Origin of the sequence: Streptomyces sp. NPDC096105 (assembly GCF_044763335.1) — a bacterium.
Lineage (GTDB): Bacteria > Actinomycetota > Actinomycetes > Streptomycetales > Streptomycetaceae > Streptomyces.
In genome coordinates, this window is sequence record NZ_JBIWGC010000023.1 from 1 (window position 1) to 18,415 (window position 18,415).

At 69.9% G+C, this 18,415-nt stretch carries 18 protein-coding genes; 8 read left to right on the forward strand and 10 right to left on the reverse strand.

Features of this window, described 5'->3' with window-relative positions; all coding sequences use genetic code 11:
- The 7 genes from ACIQ8B_RS27515 to metK form a co-directional block, all read right to left on the reverse strand.
- On the reverse strand, nt 1–653 hold a 653-nt coding region (locus ACIQ8B_RS27515), incomplete at its 3' end, for an adenosylhomocysteinase (protein WP_403550477.1).
- A complete protein-coding gene (gene metF, locus ACIQ8B_RS27520) occupies nt 643–1,500 on the reverse strand; it encodes a methylenetetrahydrofolate reductase [NAD(P)H] (RefSeq protein ID WP_290005112.1) in 858 nt (285 codons plus the stop codon). The genes ACIQ8B_RS27515 and metF, both read right to left, overlap by 11 nt.
- Entirely contained in the window at nt 1,497–4,973 is a 3,477-nt protein-coding gene (metH, locus tag ACIQ8B_RS27525) for a methionine synthase (protein ID WP_403550479.1), read from the reverse strand. The genes metF and metH overlap by 4 nt, the downstream gene beginning before the upstream one ends.
- A complete protein-coding gene (locus ACIQ8B_RS27530) occupies nt 4,970–5,953 on the reverse strand; it encodes a carbohydrate kinase family protein (protein WP_290005107.1) in 984 nt (327 codons plus the stop codon). Before ACIQ8B_RS27530 ends, metH begins: the two co-directional genes overlap by 4 nt.
- Before the next feature lie 129 nt (nt 5,954–6,082).
- Nucleotides 6,083–6,298 (reverse strand): acyl-CoA carboxylase subunit epsilon, encoded by a 216-nt coding sequence (locus ACIQ8B_RS27535; protein WP_290005106.1) that lies wholly within the window; start codon nt 6,296–6,298, stop codon nt 6,083–6,085.
- Entirely contained in the window at nt 6,295–7,962 is a 1,668-nt protein-coding gene (locus tag ACIQ8B_RS27540; RefSeq protein ID WP_403550482.1) for an acyl-CoA carboxylase subunit beta, read from the reverse strand. Before ACIQ8B_RS27540 ends, ACIQ8B_RS27535 begins: the two co-directional genes overlap by 4 nt.
- A gap of 44 nt (nt 7,963–8,006) precedes the next feature.
- Entirely contained in the window at nt 8,007–9,224 is a 1,218-nt protein-coding gene (gene metK, locus ACIQ8B_RS27545; protein WP_290005103.1) for a methionine adenosyltransferase, read from the reverse strand.
- Between the two features lie 284 nt (nt 9,225–9,508).
- Here metK and ACIQ8B_RS27550 point away from each other — a divergent pair, with 284 nt between their 5' ends.
- The 4 genes from ACIQ8B_RS27550 (at nt 9,509) to ACIQ8B_RS27565 (ending at nt 13,039) form a co-directional block, all read left to right on the forward strand.
- The gene (locus ACIQ8B_RS27550) at nt 9,509–10,024 is read left to right on the forward strand and encodes a GbsR/MarR family transcriptional regulator (RefSeq protein ID WP_403550484.1); all 516 of its coding nucleotides are present in this window, start codon (nt 9,509–9,511) and stop codon (nt 10,022–10,024) included.
- Complete coding sequence (locus ACIQ8B_RS27555) at nt 9,990–10,904, forward strand: ABC transporter ATP-binding protein (protein ID WP_290005100.1); 915 nt, start codon at nt 9,990–9,992, stop codon at nt 10,902–10,904. Before ACIQ8B_RS27550 ends, ACIQ8B_RS27555 begins: the two co-directional genes overlap by 35 nt.
- A complete protein-coding gene (locus tag ACIQ8B_RS27560; RefSeq protein ID WP_403550487.1) occupies nt 10,894–11,670 on the forward strand; it encodes an ABC transporter permease subunit in 777 nt (258 codons plus the stop codon). Before ACIQ8B_RS27555 ends, ACIQ8B_RS27560 begins: the two co-directional genes overlap by 11 nt.
- Nucleotides 11,671–11,773: 103 nt before the next feature.
- Nucleotides 11,774–13,039: an acyltransferase family protein gene (locus tag ACIQ8B_RS27565; RefSeq protein WP_403550489.1), complete on the forward strand. Its 1,266-nt coding sequence runs from the start codon at nt 11,774–11,776 to the stop codon at nt 13,037–13,039.
- A 39-nt stretch (nt 13,040–13,078) separates the two neighbouring features.
- Here ACIQ8B_RS27565 and ACIQ8B_RS27570 read toward each other — a convergent pair whose 3' ends face one another.
- Complete coding sequence (locus ACIQ8B_RS27570) at nt 13,079–13,726, reverse strand: sensor histidine kinase (protein ID WP_403550491.1); 648 nt, start codon at nt 13,724–13,726, stop codon at nt 13,079–13,081.
- Nucleotides 13,727–13,811: 85 nt separating this feature from the next.
- Nucleotides 13,812–14,696: a winged helix-turn-helix domain-containing protein gene (locus tag ACIQ8B_RS27575; protein ID WP_403550493.1), complete on the reverse strand. Its 885-nt coding sequence runs from the start codon at nt 14,694–14,696 to the stop codon at nt 13,812–13,814.
- A 301-nt stretch (nt 14,697–14,997) separates the two neighbouring features.
- On the opposite strand from ACIQ8B_RS27575, the gene ACIQ8B_RS27580 reads away from it, so the two are divergent.
- The 4 genes from ACIQ8B_RS27580 (at nt 14,998) to ACIQ8B_RS27595 (ending at nt 17,345) form a co-directional block, all read left to right on the forward strand.
- Complete coding sequence (locus ACIQ8B_RS27580; RefSeq protein WP_403550495.1) at nt 14,998–16,083, forward strand: sensor histidine kinase; 1,086 nt, start codon at nt 14,998–15,000, stop codon at nt 16,081–16,083.
- Nucleotides 16,067–16,732 (forward strand): response regulator, encoded by a 666-nt coding sequence (locus tag ACIQ8B_RS27585; protein ID WP_403550497.1) that lies wholly within the window; start codon nt 16,067–16,069, stop codon nt 16,730–16,732. The genes ACIQ8B_RS27580 and ACIQ8B_RS27585 overlap by 17 nt, the downstream gene beginning before the upstream one ends.
- An 88-nt stretch (nt 16,733–16,820) precedes the next feature.
- Complete coding sequence (locus tag ACIQ8B_RS27590; protein WP_403550499.1) at nt 16,821–17,018, forward strand: hypothetical protein; 198 nt, start codon at nt 16,821–16,823, stop codon at nt 17,016–17,018.
- 30 nt (nt 17,019–17,048) lie between these two features.
- Complete coding sequence (locus ACIQ8B_RS27595; RefSeq protein ID WP_403550501.1) at nt 17,049–17,345, forward strand: hypothetical protein; 297 nt, start codon at nt 17,049–17,051, stop codon at nt 17,343–17,345.
- A gap of 230 nt (nt 17,346–17,575) precedes the next feature.
- On the opposite strand, the gene ACIQ8B_RS27600 is transcribed toward ACIQ8B_RS27595, so the two are convergent.
- On the reverse strand, nt 17,576–18,346 hold the full coding sequence (locus ACIQ8B_RS27600; RefSeq protein ID WP_403550503.1) for a thioesterase II family protein: 771 nt from the start codon (nt 18,344–18,346) through the stop codon (nt 17,576–17,578).
- Nucleotides 18,347–18,415 lie beyond the last annotated feature (69 nt).

The window sequence follows — 18,415 nt, forward strand, 5'->3', positions numbered from 1 at the left end:
ACGGCGTCGTTGACGTTGATCGCCGGGAAGAGCAGCGTGCCGTCACGCTGCATCTCGTACAGGCGGTGGACGCCCGTCGTGGTCTCCTCGGTCACGCCGCGGATCGCCGACGCGACGGCGGTCCAGTCGAGGCGACCGGCCTCCAGCAGGGAGCGCACCGCGACCAGTTCCTCGTTGTCCGCCGCGGGCAGCGCGCCGGTCTTCTGATATTCGACGCCCTTGTGGACCAGGAGGGTGGCGTCGCCGCCGTCGTCCAGGATCATGTTCGGGCCGCCCGTTGGGCTGTCCGGCCAGGTCAGCGCCTGCTCCGAGCACCACCAGTACTCCTCCAGGGTCTCGCCCTTCCAGGCGAAGACCGGTATCCCGGCGGCGGCGATGGCGGCGGCCGCGTGGTCCTGGGTGGAGTAGATGTTGCAGGACGCCCAGCGGACCCGCGCGCCGAGCGCGACGAGGGTCTCGATGAGGACGGCGGTCTGCACGGTCATGTGCAGGGAGCCGGTGATGCGGGCGCCCTTGAGGGGCTGGGCCTCGGCGTACTCCTTGCGGATCGCCATCAGGCCCGGCATCTCGTGTTCGGCGAGGGTGATCTCCTTGCGGCCGAACTCGGCGAGGGAGAGGTCGGCGACCTTGAAGTCCCTGGGATCAGCGGACACTGAGGCTCCTTGACGTCTGAAGGTTGCGGTGGATGTCGAGCGCGGCGGTGGAGCGGTTGAGCGTGATGTAGTGCAGCCCGGGAGCTCCCTCGGCGAGCAGCCGCTCCGCCATGGCGGTGGCGTGGTCGACGCCGATCCGGTGCCCGGCGGCGGGGTTGCCGCGTGCCTGCTCCAAGCGGTGCGCCAGCTCCTCGGGGAAGGCGGCACCGGAGAGTTCGGCGAAACGGCGGATCTGGCGGACATCCGTGGCAGGCATGATCTCCGGGATGATGGGAATGTCGCAGCCTGCGGCCGAGACCCGGTCGCGCAGCCGTAGGTAGTCCTCCACGTGGAAGAACATCTGCGTGATGGCGTAGTCGGCGCCGGCCCTGCACTTGTCGACGAAGTGCCGGATGTCGCTCTCCCAGTCGGGTGAGCGCGGATGCCGCTCCGGAAAAGCGGCCACCCCGATCGTGAAGTCACCCAGGGAACGGACCAGTTCCACCAGTTCGCGGGCGTAGGTGAACCCCTCCGGATGCGCGGTCCAGGGGCCGCGCGGATCACCGGGCGGGTCTCCGCGCAGTGCCAGCACGTCGCGGATCCCGGCGTCCGCGTACTGACCGATGATCCGGCGCAGTTCGGCGACCGAGTGGCCGACGGCGGTGAGGTGGGCCACCGGTCTCAGAGTGGTCTCGGCCGCGATGCACCGCGTGACGGCGACCGTGCGGTCACGCGACGAACCGCCCGCTCCGTAGGTGACGGAGACGAAGTCGGGGCGCAGCGCCTCCACTCGGCGGATCGCGTCCCAGAGGGTGCGCTCGCCTTGCTCGGTCTTCGGCGGAAAGAACTCGAAGGAGAAGGTCGTCATGCTCGCCCTCCCGCGTTGAAGTAGCCCGCTTCGGGGTGGTGGGTGACGATGGCGTCGGTGGACTGCTCGGGGTGCAGCTGGAACTCCTCCGACAGGTGCACGCCGATGCGTTCCGGCTGGAGCAGGTCGGCGATCTTGGCGCGGTCCTCCAGGTCGGGGCAGGCCGGGTAGCCGAGTGAGTACCGGCAGCCCTGGTACTCGGTGCGGAGCATGCCGTCGAGGGAGTCGGGGTCGGTGTGCCCGACACCCAGTTCGGAGCGGACCCGGGCGTGCCAGTACTCGGCCAGCGCCTCGGCCAACTGCACGGACAGGCCGTGCAGTTCAAGGTAGTCGCGGTAGGCGTTGGTCTCGAACAGCTTCGCGGTCTCCTCGCCGATGCGGGAGCCGACGGTGACGACCTGGAGCCCGACGACGTCCGTCTCGCCGGACTCCTCCGGGCGGAAGAAGTCGGCCAGACACAGCCGCCGGCCGCGGCGCTGGCGGGGGAAGGTGAACCGGGTGCGCTCGTTGCCGGACTCGTCGAGGATGATCAGGTCGTCGTTCTTCGATACGCACGGGAAGTAGCCGTAGACGACGGCCGCCTCCAGCAGGTTCTCCGACTGGAGCGTGTCCAGCAGGCCGCGCAGCCGCGGCCGGCCCTCGGTCTCGACGAGGTCCTTGGTCAGGCCCCACTGGCCGCGGAACAGTGCGGTCTCGTCGAGCCAGCTCGCGTACTCCTTGAGCTGGATGCCCTTGACGACGCGGGTGCCCCGGAACGGCGGGGTGGGCACGGGGTTGTCGGTGGCGACGTCGGAGCGGGCATGCCCCTCTTCAGAGGAGATCTCATCGGTCACGGTCCGGTCGACGGCCTTCACTCGCCGCTTTCTGAGCCCTGGAAGTGCGGCGCCCGGGACCCCGCGTTTGACGCCGATGAGGGCGTCCATCAGGCGCAGGCCCTCGAAGGCGTCGCGGGCGTAGCGGACCTCGCCCTCGTAGATCTCGTGGAGGTCCTGCTCGACGTAGGCGCGGGTGAGGGCGGCGCCGCCGAGGATGACCGGGTAGCGGGCGGCCAGGCCGCGGGCGTTCAGCTCCTCCAGGTTCTCCTTCATGATCACGGTGGACTTCACCAGGAGGCCGGACATGCCGATGACGTCGGCGCGGTGCTCCTCGGCGGCCTCCAGGATCGCGGAGACGGGCTGCTTGATGCCGAGGTTGACGACGTTGTAGCCGTTGTTGGACAGGATGATGTCGACGAGGTTCTTGCCGATGTCGTGGACGTCGCCGCGCACGGTGGCGAGGACGATGGTGCCCTTGCCGTCCTCGTCGGTCTTCTCCATGTGCGGCTCCAGATAGGCCACGGCGGTCTTCATGACCTCCGCGGACTGGAGCACGAACGGCAGCTGCATTTGGCCGGAGCCGAACAGCTCGCCGACGACCTTCATGCTGTCGAGCAGCGTCTCGTTGACGATCTCCAGCGCCGGGCGCTGGGTGAGCGCCTCGTCGAGGTCGGCTTCGAGCCCGTTGCGCTCGCCGTCGATGATGCGGCGCTTGAGACGCTCGTCCAGCGGCAGCGCGGCCAGCTCCTCGGCCTTGCCCGCCTTGAGCGACTTCGCCGTCGCGCCCTCGAAGAGCTGCATGAGCTTCTGGAGCGGGTCGTAACCCTCACGGCGGCGGTCGTAGATCAGGTCGAGGGCGGTGTTGACCTGCTCCTCGTCGAAGCGGGCGATGGGGAGGATCTTCGACGCGTGCACGATCGCCGAGTCCAGGCCGGCCTTGACGCACTCGTCGAGGAAGACGGAGTTCAGCAGGATGCGGGCGGCCGGGTTCAGACCGAAGGAGATGTTGGACAGACCGAGGGTGGTCTGCACGTCCGGGTGGCGGCGCTTGAGCTCTCGGATCGCCTCGATGGTGGCGATGCCGTCCTTGCGGGACTCCTCCTGACCGGTGCAGATGGTGAAGGTCAGGGTGTCGATGAGGATGTCCTCCTCGCGGATGCCCCAGTTGCCGGTCAGGTCGGCGATCAGGCGTTCGGCGATCTCGACCTTCTTCTCGGCGGTGCGGGCCTGGCCCTCCTCGTCGATGGTGAGGGCGATCAGTGCGGCGCCGTGTTCCCTCGCGAGCTGCGTGACCTTGGCGAACCGGGACTCGGGACCGTCGCCGTCCTCGTAGTTCACCGAGTTGATCACCGCGCGGCCGCCGAGCTTCTCCAGGCCCGCCCGGATCACGTCCACCTCGGTGGAGTCCAGCACGATCGGCAGGGTGGAGGCAGTGGCGAACCGGCCGGCCAGCTCCTCCATGTCGGCCACGCCGTCGCGGCCGACGTAGTCCACGCACAGGTCGAGCATGTGCGCGCCCTCGCGGATCTGCTCCCGGGCCATCTCCACGCAGTCGTCCCAGCGGCCCTCCAGCATGGCCTCGCGGAACTTCTTCGACCCGTTGGCGTTCGTCCGCTCGCCGATCGCCAGGTAGGAGGTGTCCTGGCGGAACGGCACCGACTGGTAGAGCGAGGCGGCGCCCGGCTCGGGGCGCGGGTCGCGCTCGACCGGGCGCAGGTCGCGGACGCGCTCGGCGACCTGGCGCAGGTGCTCGGGCGTGGTGCCGCAGCAGCCGCCGACCAGGGACAGGCCGTAGTCGCGGACGAAGTTCTCCTGCGCGTCCGCCAAGCCCTTGGGGCCGAGTGGGAAGTGGGCACCGTCCTGGGTGAGGATCGGCAGGCCGGCATTCGGCATGCACAGCAGGGGGACGCGGGCATGGCGGGACAGATGCCGCAGATGCTCGGTCATCTCGGCCGGGCCCGTGGAGCAGTTCAGGCCGATCATGTCGATGCCGAGCGGCTCCAGCGCGGTGAGCGCGGCGCCGATCTCCGAGCCGAGCAGCATCGTCCCGGTCGTCTCGAAGGCCATCGAGCACAGCAGCGGCACCTCGACTCCCATGGCGTGCATGGCGCGCCGCGCCCCGACGACGGAGGCCTTGGTCTGGAGAAGGTCCTGGGTGGTCTCGACGATCAGGGCGTCGGCGCCGCCGGCGAGCAGACCCTCTGCGTTGGCCTGGTAGCCGTCGCGGATCGTGGCGTACGAGATGTGGCCGAGCGTGGGCAGCTTGGTGCCGGGACCGATCGAGCCCAGCACCCAGCGTTGCCGTCCGGTCTTGCGGGTGAAGTCGTCGGCGACCTCGCGGGCGATCCGGGCGCCGGCCTCCGACAGCTCGTGCACCCGTTCGGCGATCTCGTACTCCGCCATGGCGGCGTGGTTGGCGCCGAAGGTGTTGGTCTCCACGCAGTCCACGCCGGCGTCGAAGTACGCGGCGTGCACCGAGCGGACGATGCCGGGGCGGGTGACGTTCAGGACCTCGTTGCAGCCCTCCAGGTTCTGGAAGTCCTCGAGCGTGGGGTCGTGGACCTGGAGCATCGTGCCCATCGCTCCGTCCGCGACCACCACCCGGGTCGCCAGCGCCTCACGGAAGGCTTCGACTCTCTGCTTCAGCCCGCTGCTCATGACGCGCTCGCCAGCAGAGGCTCGAGGTCGTCGGCCGCCGCCCGGCCGTAGGAGCGGTCGATGCGGGCCACCAGGTCGGCCGGCACCAGTTTGTACTCCTGGGTTCCGACCGACTCCAGGACCACCGTGGCGAACGCGCAGCCGAGCTGGGCCGCTCGCCGGTACGACAGTTCTCCCGCGATCCCCGCCAGAAAGCCGGCCCGGAAGGCGTCCCCGACTCCGGTGGGGTCGGCGATCGCCTCCGACGGCACCGCGGGGACGTCCACACGTGCGGTGTGGCCGGAGAACAGGGAGACCCCGTCCGCTCCACGGGTGACGATCCAGGTGCCCACGCGCCGCAGCACCTCCGCCTCGCTCCACCCGGTGCGCTCCTGGAGCAGGGCCGCCTCGTACTCATTGGTGAACAGCCAGCGTGCTCCGTCGACCAGGCGCTTGGTCTGCTCGGTGTCGAGGCGGGCGAGCTGCTGTGAGGGGTCGGCGGCGACGTCGATGTCGAGGTCGTGTGCCCTCCTGGTGTGCCGGAGCATGGCCTGCGGATCGTCCGCGCCGACCAGGACGAGGTCCAGACGGCCGACGGAGCGGCGGACCGCGCCGAGGTCGATGCGACGGGCCTCGGCCATGGCCCCCGCGTAGAAGGTGGCGATCTGGTTCTGGTCGGCGTCGGTCGTGCACACGAAGCGCGCCGTGTGCAGCGCCTCGCTGATCCGTACGGCCGATGTGTCGACACCGGCGGCGCGCAGCCGGTCGCCGTACTCGGTGAAATCCGCGCCTGCCGCGCCGACCAGCACGGGTCGCAGCCCGAGCCGGCCGAGAGCGAAGGCGATGTTGGCGCCCACACCGCCGCGCCGGATGTCGAGCCGGTCGGCGAGGAACGACAGGGACACCCGGTCGAGCTGTCCGGAGATGAGCTGGTCGGTGAAGCGGCCCGGGAAGACCATGAGATGGTCGGTCGCGATCGAGCCGGTCACGGCGATACGCACGGCGTTTCTCCCTGAGAGGTCGTGAGCCCGGAAGCGGGCCGGCGTCGGGCCGGCGCAGGGCGGCGTGGGGGGCCGCGTGGAGCGGCGTAGGGGCGGCCAGGGACCGCGTTGAGGGGTGACGGGGTGAAATCAGCCCGAAGGCTGCCATGTCGGACGTGGCGCGGACAGCCAGGCGCCCGCCGGGCGGTGGACTCCCTGGCGCAGTGCCCATCCGGCACCTGGCCGCTGGAGCGCGGTGCGCAGTGCGCCTTCGTCGCGGGCCGCGAGGGAGAGCAGGACCGCGGTGAGGGCGGCCAGTTCCTCCGGGCCGGGGTTGCCGCGCAGGACGCGGATGTCGGTGCTCATTGCGGCTGGTTCCCGTGCTTGCGGCTGGGCAGGGGTGCGTGCTTGGCCCGCAGGGCCGTGAGCGCGTCGATGAGGCGGGAGCGGGTCTCGGCGGGGTCGATGACGTCGTCGACGAGGCCGCGCTCCGCCGCGTAGTACGGGTGCATCAGCTCCCGCCGGTACTCGGCGATGCGTTCGGCGCGGATGCGGGCCGGGTCGTCGGAAGCGGCGATCTCACGGCGGAACACCACGTTGGCCGCGCCCTCGGCGCCCATGACGGCGATCTCGTTGGCCGGCCACGCCAAGGCCAGGTCCGTTCCGATGGAGCGGGAGTCCATCACGATGTAGGCGCCGCCGTAGGCCTTGCGGAGAACGACGGACACCCGGGGCACCGTCGCGTTGCAGTACGCGTACAGCAGCTTGGCGCCGTGCCGGATGACACCGCCGTGCTCCTGGTCGACGCCCGGCAGGAAGCCCGGGACATCCACCAGGGTCACCAGCGGTATGTTGAAGGCGTCGCACATCTGGACGAACCGTGCGGCCTTTTCCGACGCGTGGATGTCGAGCACGCCGGCCAGGCTCGACGGCTGGTTGGCGACCACACCGACCACCTCGCCGCCGAGCCGGGCCAAGGCGCAGACCACGTTCGTCGCCCAGCGCTCATGGACCTCGACGTACTCGCCGTCGTCGGTGATCTCCTCGATCACCCGCCGCATGTCGTACGACTGGTTCGGGTCGGCGGGGACGAGGTCGTACAGCGCCTCGCACCGCCGGTCCGAGGGATCGTCCGTCGGCGCGGGGGGCGGGAGTTCCCGGTTGTTCGACGGCAGCAGGGAGAGCAGGTACCGCACCTCGGCGAGACAACTCTCCTCGTCGTCGTGGACGAAGGAGGCCACACCGGAGGTGGCGGCGTGCACCTCGGCACCGCCTAGCCCGTCGTGGGAGATCCGCTCGCCGGTCACGGCCTGCACCACGTCCGGGCCGGTGATGAACATCTGGGAGGTGCCCCGGACCATGAAGACGAAGTCGGTCAGGGCGGGGGAGTAGGCCGCGCCGCCCGCGCACGGCCCCAGGACGACGCTGATCTGGGGGATCACCCCGGAGTTGCGGACGTTGCGCTGGAAGATGCCGCCGTATCCGGCGAGGGCGGTGACGCCTTCCTGGATCCGCGCGCCGGCCCCGTCGCACAGCCCCACCAGCGGTGCGCCGGCGGCCTCGGCCAGGTCCATGATCTTATGGATCTTCTGCGCGTGTGCCTCGCCCAGCGCTCCGCCGAAGACGCGGAAGTCATGCGCGTACGCGAAGACCCGGCGCCCGTCCACCAAGCCCCAGCCGGTGATCACACCATCCGTGTGCGGACGCTTCGCCTCCAGACCGAACCCGCTTGCCCGGTGCCGGCGCCAGGGCTCGATCTCCGTGAACGTCCCCCTGTCGAAAAGGAGTTCCAGGCGCTCGTGCGCCGTGAGTTTGCCCTTGGCGTGCTGGGCCGCGGTGGCCTCGGGGCTGGGGCCACGACGGATCCGTTCCCGCAGCCCGGTCAGTTCGGCGGTGCGCTCGCGCAGTGACGGCACGCGGGGCGGCTGCGACGAGGTCGCGGAACGCTGTCCCGGTACGGTGGCGGGCGCCGGTACGGCGGTGAAGCTGTGCAGAGGATGCGCCGAGTTCCTCTCCTCGACGATGCTCATCGGCTGTCCTTTCGGCGGTGGGGTGGACGTGACGGAGTGACGTCCTACAGCCCGGCCGCGGCGCGCAGCGCCTCCACGCGGTCGGTCGCCTCCCAGGTGAAGTCGGGCAGTTCACGGCCGAAGTGGCCGTAGGCGGCCGTCTGGGCGTAGACGGGGCGCAGCAGGTCGAGGTCGCGGATGATCGCGGCGGGGCGCAGGTCGAAGACCTCGGTGATGGCCCGCTCGATCAGGTGGTGGGCGATGGTGGCGGTGCCGAACGTCTCGACGAACAGACCGACGGGCTCGGCCTTGCCGATGGCGTAGGCGACCTGGACCTCGCAGCGTCGGGCGAGACCGGCGGCGACGACGTTCTTGGCGACCCAGCGCATGGCGTAGGCGGCGGAGCGGTCGACCTTGGAGGGGTCCTTGCCGGAGAAGGCGCCGCCGCCGTGGCGGGCCATGCCGCCGTAGGTGTCGATGATGATCTTGCGGCCGGTCAGGCCGGCGTCGCCCATCGGGCCGCCGATCTCGAAGCGGCCGGTCGGGTTGACCAGGAGTCGGTAGCCGTCCGTCTCCAGGTTGACACCGCTCTCGGCGAGCTCCTTCAGCGCGTACTCGACGACCTGCTCGCGGATGTCGGGGGTGAGCAACGAGTCGAGGGCGATGTCGCTCGCGTGCTGCGAGGAGACGACGACGGTGTCGAGGCGGACGGGCCTGCTGCCCTGGTACTCGATGGTGACCTGTGTCTTGCCGTCGGGGCGCAGATAGGGGACGTCGCCCTTCTTGCGCACCTCGGCCAGGCGGCGGGAGAGCCGGTGGGCGAGGCTGATGGGGAGCGGCATCAGCTCCGGGGTCTCGTCGGTGGCGTAACCGAACATCAGGCCCTGGTCGCCCGCGCCCTGCCGGCTCAGCTCGTCGTCCGTCCCCGCGGCGGCGTCGACACGGGCCTCGTAGGCGGTGTCGACGCCCTGGGCGATGTCGGGCGACTGGGCGCCGATCGAGACGGAGACACCGCAGGAGGCGCCGTCGAACCCCTTCGCGGAGGAGTCGTAGCCGATGTCGAGGACGGCCTCGCGGACCAGGGTGGGGATGTCCGCGTACGCGCTCGTCGTGACCTCCCCGGCCACGTGCACCTGGCCCGTGGTGATGAGGGTTTCCACCGCGACGCGCGCCGTGGGGTCTTGTGCCAGGAGTGCGTCGAGGACGGTGTCGCTGATCCGGTCGGCGATCTTGTCCGGATGGCCCTCGGTCACGGACTCCGAGGTGAAGAGCCGAGAAGACATGCGGTTCTCCCGTTCGGGCGTGGTTGGTTGCCGTCGCACTGATGGTCGAGAGGTCCACGGAAGCGGGGCAACGTACGACGGGTCCGCTGTCCCGAAAGGGGTACGCCACCCCCACCACCTTTGGCGTACATGCAGGTCAGGGCCGTATGGGCGGGGAATCGAGGCCCTAGCGTCGACGTCGCGCGCGATCCTGCGGAAGGTTTCGCACCCGCAGAATTGGTAGAACGGCTAGTACGTGCTGTTTGTTCAGTGTATTCTGAACAAACCAAAGGGGGTGAAGGTTGGTGACGGCAAGTACGGCCACCTCTCAGGAGCTGGAGTTCGTCGAGGCGGTCGCTCTGCAACTGGAGCAGCAGGGGCTGATCCGCATGTCCGGCCGGGCCATCGGCTGGCTGCTGATCTGCGATCCCGCCGAGCAGACACTCGGGCAGATCGCCGAGGCGCTGTCCGTCAGCGTCGGCTCGATCAGCACGGCGCTGCGGCACCTGGTGCCCAGCCAGCTGGTCGAACGCTTTCGCAGGCCGGGCGAGCGGGGTGACCGCTATCGCATCAACCCTCACGCCTGGATCGAGCACGCCATGACCCAGGCCTCGCGCTACGGCGAGTTCAAACGGGTCACCGCACGCGGGCTGGAGCTGCTGGCGGGCGAACCGCCGGTACGCAGCCGGCGGCTTCAGGAGATGTACGACTTCTACGAGTGGCTGGAACGCGAGATGCCCCTCGTCTGGAGTCGCTGGGAGCAAGAGAAGAAGGAGCGGATGCAGCATGACCCCTGTGGCGCTGGCCGAGGGACTCAGTAAGTCCTACGGGAAGCACAAAGCCCTGGAGGGACTGTCACTGAGTATCAACCAGGGGGAAGTCTTCGGTTATCTCGGCCCCAATGGTGCGGGCAAGACGACGACCATCCGGCTGCTGCTCGATCTCATCCGTCCCACGTCGGGCCGGATCGAACTCTTCGGCAAGAGTCCGCGCCAGGGCGGCAGCGAGCTGCGCCGGCGCGTCGGATACCTGCCGGGCGAACTGCCGCTCGCCGGGAGGGGCAGTGGCCTGGAGCTCCTGGAGTTCCTGGCCCGGGTCCGTGGCGGGGTGAAAAAGGCCACCATCCTGTCGCTCGCCGAACGGTTGAACGTGGACCTCAAGCGGCCCGTGCACAACCTGTCCAAGGGCAACAAGCAGAAGGTCGGCATCATCCAGGCCTTCATGCACAACCCCGACCTGCTCATCCTCGACGAGCCCACGACCGGACTCGACCCGCTGGTCCAGCAGGAGTTCCTGGCCATGGTCCGCGAGGCCAAGCGGAACGGGCAGACGGTCCTGATGTCCTCGCACATCCTGTCCGAGGTGCAGCACGTCGGCGACCGGGTGGCCATCATCCGAGGCGGAAAGCTCGTCTCCGTCTCGGATGTCGACACCCTGCTCGAACAGGCCCAGCGCCGGGTGGAGATCCGCTTCTCGGACCCGGTGGACCCCCGCCACTTCTCCGTCCTGCCCGGGGTACGCGACGTCAAGGTCCAGGCCAACACGCTCAGTTGCACGCTCGACGGCGCGGCCGACGCGCTCGTCAAGACGGCTGCTCAGCACACCGTGGTCAGCCTGGTGTGCGAGGAGCCGGATCTCGAAGAAATCTTCCTGCACGCCTACGCGCAGGAGCCCAAGGAGGAGATGCACGGTGTCCGCTGAACCACTCGCCGTCTTCGGACAGGCACTGCGCGACCAGCGTCGCGGCCTGGTCTTCTGGGCGGCCGGACTGGCTCTGGTCACCCTGATGTACACGTCGAGCTTCGACCCGGACAAGGCCACCGAGGACCCCAGCGGCTTCCAGAAGGCGCTCGCGTTCGACGACCTGGCGACCGGACCCGGCTTCCTGCGGGCCACCATCCTCGGCATGATCGTGCCGCTGCTGCTCCTGGTGTACGTCACGATCACCGGTTCGAAGTCGGTCGCCGGGGAGGAGGAGACGGGCCTGCTCGACCTCTACCTCGCCCAGCCGATCGAGCGTGGGCAGCTGCTGGTGCAGCGGTTCGCCGCGACCTGCGTCGCGGTCGCGGGCTTCTCGCTGATCGTCCTGCTCGAACTCGCGGTGCTCAACTCCGCGCTGGACATGCAGGTGGAGTTCGGCAACCTGCTCGTCACCGTCGTCGGACTTGCCTTTCTCGTCATCACCTTCGCGGCCGTGGCGTTCGCCACCGGTGCGATCACGGGCCGCCGCACACTCACCCTCGGAGTGACGGCCGGCTACGGGGCGTTCGCCTTCGTCGTCAACGCGCTGGCCAGCCAGTCGGATGCGATCGAGCCGCTGAAGTACCTGTCCGCCTTCCACTACTACCTGGGCGGCAACCCGCTCCGCGAGGGCTTCGACCCGGGGATGCTCGTGCTGCTGGTGGCTCCCGCGGTCCTCTTCGGCCTCGGGCTCGCCCGGTTCAGGAACCGCGACCTGAACGTCTGAGCGGCCCGACCACCGCTCACGACCATACGCCCATACGACCCTCCGCCGCGCCCCTGCCGGGCGCGGCGGAGTCACGGAGGGGGACGCCTTGACACACGGCACTGTGAGAAACGTCCCGGAGTCCGGAACCGCGACGAGGGGCTATCTGCCCGCCATGGACGGTCTGCGGGGGCTGGCCGCAGCGATGGTGTTCACCATCCACCTCGCCGGCTGGGCCGGAGTGGCCTTCGACCCCGACGGCAAGGGACCGCTCGCCACCCTGATCAACCGCTTCGGGGTGTCCGTGTACATCTTCTTCGTCATCTCCGGCTATCTGCTCTTCCGCCCGTTCGCGGCGGCTGCCCTGGACGGCCGCAAGGCACCGGACATGACGTCCTACTACCGGCACCGCTTCCTGCGCATCTATCCGGCGTTCTGGGTGCTCGCCCTCCTCTCGGTGCTCTTCTTCCACCGGAGCCTGGCCGAACAGCCGGCACGTCTGCTGCGCGTGCTCACGCTCCAGCACACCTACGCCGAGGGCGATTTCCCGCATACGCCGCAGTGGCCCTGGAGCGCCTTCTCCCAGACCTGGAGCCTGGCCACGGAGATCAGCTTCTATCTGCTGCTGCCGCTGCTGGCGCTCCTCTTCCGCCGGCTGCTCACAGGCGGCCGGGGACTCGGACCGGCACTGGCCTGCTTCGCTGTGCTGGAAGCGGTGAACGTGGTCTGGTGGGCCTCCCTGTGGGCGAGCGCGGACACCGCGGCCCATCCGACCCGATGGTGGTGGCTGCCGGGCTACATCGGCTTCTTCGCGGCGGGGATGGCTCTGGCGACGGTGTCCGTGTACGCCGCACGGCAGCCTGGTGAACCACCGGCGGTCGTACGGTTCGTCGTCCGCCGTCCCTGGCTGTGCTGGGCCGCCGCACTCGCGGCCTACGCCGTGATCTCCACACCGCTGGCCGGCGGGCACATGGAGCCGCCGACCCCGCGCACGGCCCTCATCGAGCACTTCGGCTACCTGGTGGTCTCCCTGGGACTCGCGCTCCCCGTGGCCCTCGCTCCCGGCAGCGGCCCGGAGCGGTTGCTGTCGGCCCGGGTGATGGCCTGGCTCGGCCGGATCTCGTACGGCATCTTCCTCTGGCACATGTTCGTGATGGCGGCTGCGCTGCGGGTCGCCGGCTGGGGCTGGGGCGAACCCGGCATGCGCGGCTTCCTGCTGCTGTTCCCGGTCACGGCCGCAGGGACCGTGCTTCTCGGATGGCTGAGTTACGTGCTGATCGAGCGACCGCTGCAACGGCGGTTCCGCCGAAGGGTCCGCCCGTCGGACCGGACGGACCGGGCGGATACGGGGACGAACGCCGACCTCGGTACATCGGGCACCAGGAACTGACGGCTGCCGCGTGCCCTGGTGCGAAGGCGCGCGCCGGGCTCATTCGGCGCGGGGCAGCACGGCGACCGCCCGGAGCCCGCCCGCGGGCGCGCGGCCCAGCTCGAGGCGGCCGCCCGACGCGGAGAGGAGGGCGCTCGCGATGGTCAGGCCCAGCCCGGTGCCCTGCCGGCCGCGCCCCGCGCTGCCCCGCCAGAACGGCTCGCAGGCATGAGCGATCTCCGTCTCCGTCATGCCCGGTCCCTGGTCGCAGACCTCTACGCGCACCTCGGCGGGTGACTCGTCGACGGTGACGACGACGCAACCCCCGTTCGGGGACACGTGCAGGGCGTTGTCCAGGAACACGTCGAGGCACTGCTCCAGGGACCCCCGGACCTGGAGACCCGTGGTGGCGATGCCGTCCAGGCTCAGTCGCACGCCCCGGACGGAGGCGAGGGCATGCCAGGAGTCGACGCGGGCCGCGGCCACGCCGAGGGCGTCGACGCTCTCCATGGGGGTGTCGCTCTCATGCTCGACGCTGCCCCAGGCCAGGACCTGCTCCAGCACCTGCGAAAGACGGTCCATCTCCCGCAGCACGCCATGGACTTCGCGCTGGGTGTCCGCGTCCGCCGTGGCGGCGAGTCGGTCGAGCAGCAGTTCCAGGCGCAGACGCACGGACGACAGGGGGCCGCGTACCTGGTGGGCGGCCACCGCGGCGACCGTGGGCGAATTCCCGCGGGGCAGGGCCGGAGCCGGCGCGGCGGCGGGGCTCATCATCATCGTCGTAGGTCCCGTCTCAGACGTGGGCGGTCATCGGTACCGCAAGCCGGTAACCGACACCGCGAACGGTCTCGATCCACTGCGTGTTGCCGAGCTTGGTGCGCAACGAGCCCACATGGACGTCGAGGGTGCGGGTGGATCCGTACCAGTTCTCGTCCCACACCCGGGACATGATCCGCTGGCGCTCCACCACCGTGCCGGGCTCCTGCAGAAGCATCGCCAGGAGGTCGAACTCCTTGCGGGTGACCCGTATCTCCTCCCCATGCACGAATACCTTGCGGGTACGCGGATCCAGCCGGACGGGGCCGGCCTGCAGGGGGGCCTGGGCAGGCCGGTGCGGTTGGCCGCCCATGTCGTCCGCGGTTGTTTGCGAACGCACGGTGGGGGCGGGCTCCAGGAGAGGCGGGGCGGCGGGTGAGGGTGTCGCCGTGGTCGGGGCGGCCATCACCGGAGCCGGTGTCTGGGCGGGAATCAAGGAAGGAAGCACCGGCTGGTACGGCGGTGCTCCGGCCGAGGCGGGTGCCTGACTCGCCCCGTGCAGGGCGCAGCCTCCGGCCCGCCGCAGCAGGGACCGGATCCGCGCCACCAGCTCATGCCGGCTGAAAGGCTTGGGGACGAAGTCGTCCGCCCCCATGTGCAGGGCCATGACCCGGTCGAGTTCCTCGGTCCTGCCGCTCAGCGTGATGACCGGTACGCACGACACCTCGCGGATCCGCCGGCAGACCTCGTGACCGTCGAGGTCGGGAAGCCCCAGGTCGAGCAGGACGAGGCCCACCTGCGCGAGGTGGTCCATGGCCTCGGCGCCGGTGGCGACACGACGGGTGCGGAAGCCGTGGACGCTCAGAGTCTCCTGGAGTGCCTCGGCCATCCCTTCGTCGTCCTCGACGATCAGAACGTTCATGGATCTGATGCCTCCCCGCAGGCAGAGCCCTGTCGCGATCTCGAAGAACGGTGGAACGGTCTCTGGGTGCCGCAAGTTAATCAATACTGGTCGACCGGTATCAACAACGCGCGACGGGATGGCGCCCAGTGAGGTACCCCGGATGTGTCTTTAGGGGTAGGGGTCGCGTCGCACCCGAACCGTAGAGGAGGATCTTGACGCTTCCTTAACGTCTCTCGATCAAGTGGTCGATGTAACCTCGAGGTTCGGACGCAGATGCAAACCGGAGGAACGTTCACCTGCTCAGCGGGGGTGTTTCGACGTGGAAGCTCAGCTGGGCGTGCGCGGCACCGCCGCAGGCGTGCTCGAACGCCGCATGGACGAGATCCTCGCGGCTTACGAGGCCGCCCTGCACAGCACCGATTCGTCCCTCCTGAGGGAAAAGCGGAACGCGGAGCCGTACGTCGCGGAGGCGCGGCGCATCCTCGCTCACGTCATCTCCGAGCTGCACCGCGGAACATACCTGCCGCACGGTACGGACTACCTGGGAGACGTAGTGCGTCCCGGCGGTCCGCGCACCCACCCGGTGGAGTCCGGGCGGGCCGCGACCGCGTTGTTCGACGCCGTGGTCGTCGTGCTGACGGACGAGCCGGAACCGAGCCGACCCGGCCCGACGGAGACGGCCGTGCTGTTCTCCCTGCTCCACCGTCAGATAGTCGCCCGGCACACGGCCCGGTCCGTGGCACACATCGGCTACCTGCTGGAACGCATCCGGAGCGCGCACAACGACGAACGCCGGCGCATCGCCAGGGAGCTGCACGACGAGGTGGCCGGCCAACTGGGCACCGCCCTCAATTGGTTCGAGCTGTACGAAGTGTACGAGGCCGAGCAGCCGGAACTTGCCCGCAGGAAACTCGACGCCGCCCGGACGACGGTACGCGAGTCCCTCAGCAGCCTGCGCGATGTCATGACGGGCCTGCGCCACCGGATCGACACCGCCTCCCTGCACACCGCCCTCACCCGGGACCTCGACGGCATGGGTGACCGCGGCGCCGAGGTGCGGGTCTCGGTGACCGGCGACGAAACCTGGCTGCCGGCCGGAGCGGCGGAGGAGCTCTTCCTGATCGTCCGGGAAGCGCAGCGCAACGCCGTACGCCACGCCCGGGCCTCGTTGATCACGGTCGAGGTTCATGTGGCACCCGGAGAGGCGCGCGCCGCCATCGAGGACGACGGCGTCGGATTCGACCCGGCGACCACCGCTCCGCGCGGCCACAGCGGAATGCTCTCCATGCGAGAGCGGGCCGAACTCCTGGGCGGCAGTGTCACGGTGGAGTCGCAGCCGGGCTGCGGTGCACGCATTTTGGTCTTCTTACCGTTGGAGGGGGAGAACGGTGGCGAGCCCGCGTAGACCGATCAGGGTCCTGATAGCCGACGACCACACGCTCTTCCGGGAAGGCGTCACGGAGATCCTCACCGCCGCCGGCGGCGTCGAGGTCGCCGGCGAGGCCCACAGCGGTAAGGACGCCTGCGAAAAGGCCGCCGCACTGCACCCGGACGTCATCGTCCTCGACGTCGAGATGCCCGGCCAGGGAATCCGGGAGACCCTCCCGCAGCTGCGCCGGGTTTCGCCCCGGTCACGTGTCGTCGTGCTGACGATGCACGACGACGTCGTCCTGGCCAGGGAACTGCTCGCCCTGGGCGCCAGCGCCTACCTCGTCAAGGGATCGACCCGGCACGAGCTGATCTCCGCGATCCACAGCGTGGTCGTCGACCGGGGGCCCGGCCATGTGATCCTCTCCGTGTCCCAGCAGGGCCTCGACCGTGTCAGCCAGGCACCTGGCGACCTGCTGTCGGAACGCGAGCGCGAGGTCCTCGCCCTCACCGCGGAGGCGCTCAGCAACTCCCAGATCGCCCGTCGGCTGAACATCGCCGAAGGCACCGTCAAGCGCCACCTGCGGAACGTGTTCCGCAAGCTCGGCGCGGTGTCCCGGCTGGACGCGGTGAACAAGGCGGTGGCCGCCGCACTCATTCCGGCGCCGCAGCCGAGGGAGGACTGAGCTCCGACGAGCCGCCGGATTTCCTCGGCCAGGCGAACGCGGCGACATCGGACCCGCGAGGAGTCTCGCCGCCGAAAGCCGGCGCGCCGTGGAGCTCGACGCCGACGACGTCACGGCCCGAGCGAGCGCGGCGGCAGCCGCTGCCTTCCTGTTCGAGTCCTCCCGCTGGGACACGCGAGAGCTCGAGGAGACACCGACCGCCGGGGACACGGCCTCGTCCTGGTGGCGTTCCCAGTCCGTCGCCTGGGCGCTCGCGGAGCACGACAAGACCGCCTTCCTCTCGTAGGCAGCGGAGGAGGAGGCCGGTTCGAGACCCGTGGACCGGGCCGAAGAGCGGCTGCAGGGCGTGTGGGCGCAGGCGTCCTTCAGCGGTGCCCGCCGCAGCGCGGCAGGCCCATTGGCACAGCACGCCTGCCACTCCGTGATGCACCACGAGGCCCGCTGGCGAGGCCGTTCGGCGACGGCCGGCCCCGAGACAGGCGTCCCGGAGCTGGCGGACGCGGTGGACATCCTGCGCCGCCACGGACACAGCAAGGAACTCGCCGCCGCGGTACGGCGCCTGTGGGCCGCAGGGCCGGTCGAGACGGTCTGGGCGGTGCGCTCGGTGATGTGACATGAGGCGGCGATGTCACGGACGCGTGTCGCGGGATCACGGGCGATGGTGAGTAACACGCGGGCATGGTTGGTCAGGAAGCTCCAACCGTCCGCCTGTTCCCTCATAGTGATCACCTGCTCCTCCACGCTGTGGCCGCCAGTGAACGAGGAAGCACCGGTGCTGCGTCCTCGCATCGTCTCAGGGGCATGTCGCACAGGGTGAGGACCCGGCATCGGACTGCTGCCGGTTCAGGGGATCATCGCGGCGTAGAGGTCCCCCATGAGGTCCGTGACGAGTTCGGCACGGCACGGGTTCAGGAAGAAGTGGCCTCCCGCGAACATCCGCAGGCGGAACGCTGACGCGGTGTGCCGCTGCCAGCCGTCCAGCTCGCCGGGGCCGAACTCCGGGTCGTCCTGGCCGCCGTACGCCGTGATGGAGCAGGGCAGAGGCGGAGCGGGGGAGTGCACGTACGTCTCGAGAAGGGTGACGTCCGCGCGGAGTACCGGCAGATACAGGGCGCGCATCTGGGGATCGTCCCGGACGGCCGGCGGGATCGCGTTGAAGCGCTGGTCCAGGGCCTCCAGCAGCAGGTCGTCGGGGAGCCGGTGGACCACGGCGTGCCGGAGGGGGAGGTGGGGGGCCGAGCGGGCGGAGACCGCCAGGTGGACGGGGTCCTTGCCGTGGGAGCGGCGCAGTTCACGGGCGAGCTCGAAAGCGATGAGCGCGCCGAGGCTGTGCCCGAACAGGGCGTACGGGCCGTCGAGGGCCGGAGCGAGGACGGAGGCCGCCTCCTTCACCAGCACCGGCACGTCGGTGCGTGGTTCCTCCCGGAAGCGGGCCTCGCGGCCGGGCAGCCTGAGGAACCAGGGTTCCACGGTGTCCGGCAGCAGGTCGCTCCAGCCCTGGAAGGCGGCGGTGCCCCCGCCGGCGTACGGCACGCAGATGAGCCTGAGGAGCGGGGCGGTGCGCGGTGCGGGGCGCAGGACCCAGCGGTCGACGTCGGACAGGGGCGTTGTCATGGTGGCACTCCAGGGGAGGAGGACGGTGCCGGCGGCGAGTTCGGTCCGCCGCCGGCACCGTTCTGTGCG

Coding starts and splice junctions, on each gene's coding strand:
- metF (WP_290005112.1), bottom strand. CDS start 1,500: ATGACGACCTTCTCCTTCGAGTTCTTTCCGCCGAAGACCGAGCAAGGC.
- metH (WP_403550479.1), bottom strand. CDS start 4,973: ATGAGCAGCGGGCTGAAGCAGAGAGTCGAAGCCTTCCGTGAGGCGCTG.
- ACIQ8B_RS27535 (WP_290005106.1), bottom strand. CDS start 6,298: ATGAGCACCGACATCCGCGTCCTGCGCGGCAACCCCGGCCCGGAGGAA.
- ACIQ8B_RS27540 (WP_403550482.1), bottom strand. CDS start 7,962: ATGAGCATCGTCGAGGAGAGGAACTCGGCGCATCCTCTGCACAGCTTC.
- metK (WP_290005103.1), bottom strand. CDS start 9,224: ATGTCTTCTCGGCTCTTCACCTCGGAGTCCGTGACCGAGGGCCATCCG.
- ACIQ8B_RS27555 (WP_290005100.1), top strand. CDS start 9,990: ATGACCCCTGTGGCGCTGGCCGAGGGACTCAGTAAGTCCTACGGGAAG.
- ACIQ8B_RS27575 (WP_403550493.1), bottom strand. CDS start 14,696: ATGAACGTTCTGATCGTCGAGGACGACGAAGGGATGGCCGAGGCACTC.
- ACIQ8B_RS27600 (WP_403550503.1), bottom strand. CDS start 18,346: ATGACAACGCCCCTGTCCGACGTCGACCGCTGGGTCCTGCGCCCCGCA.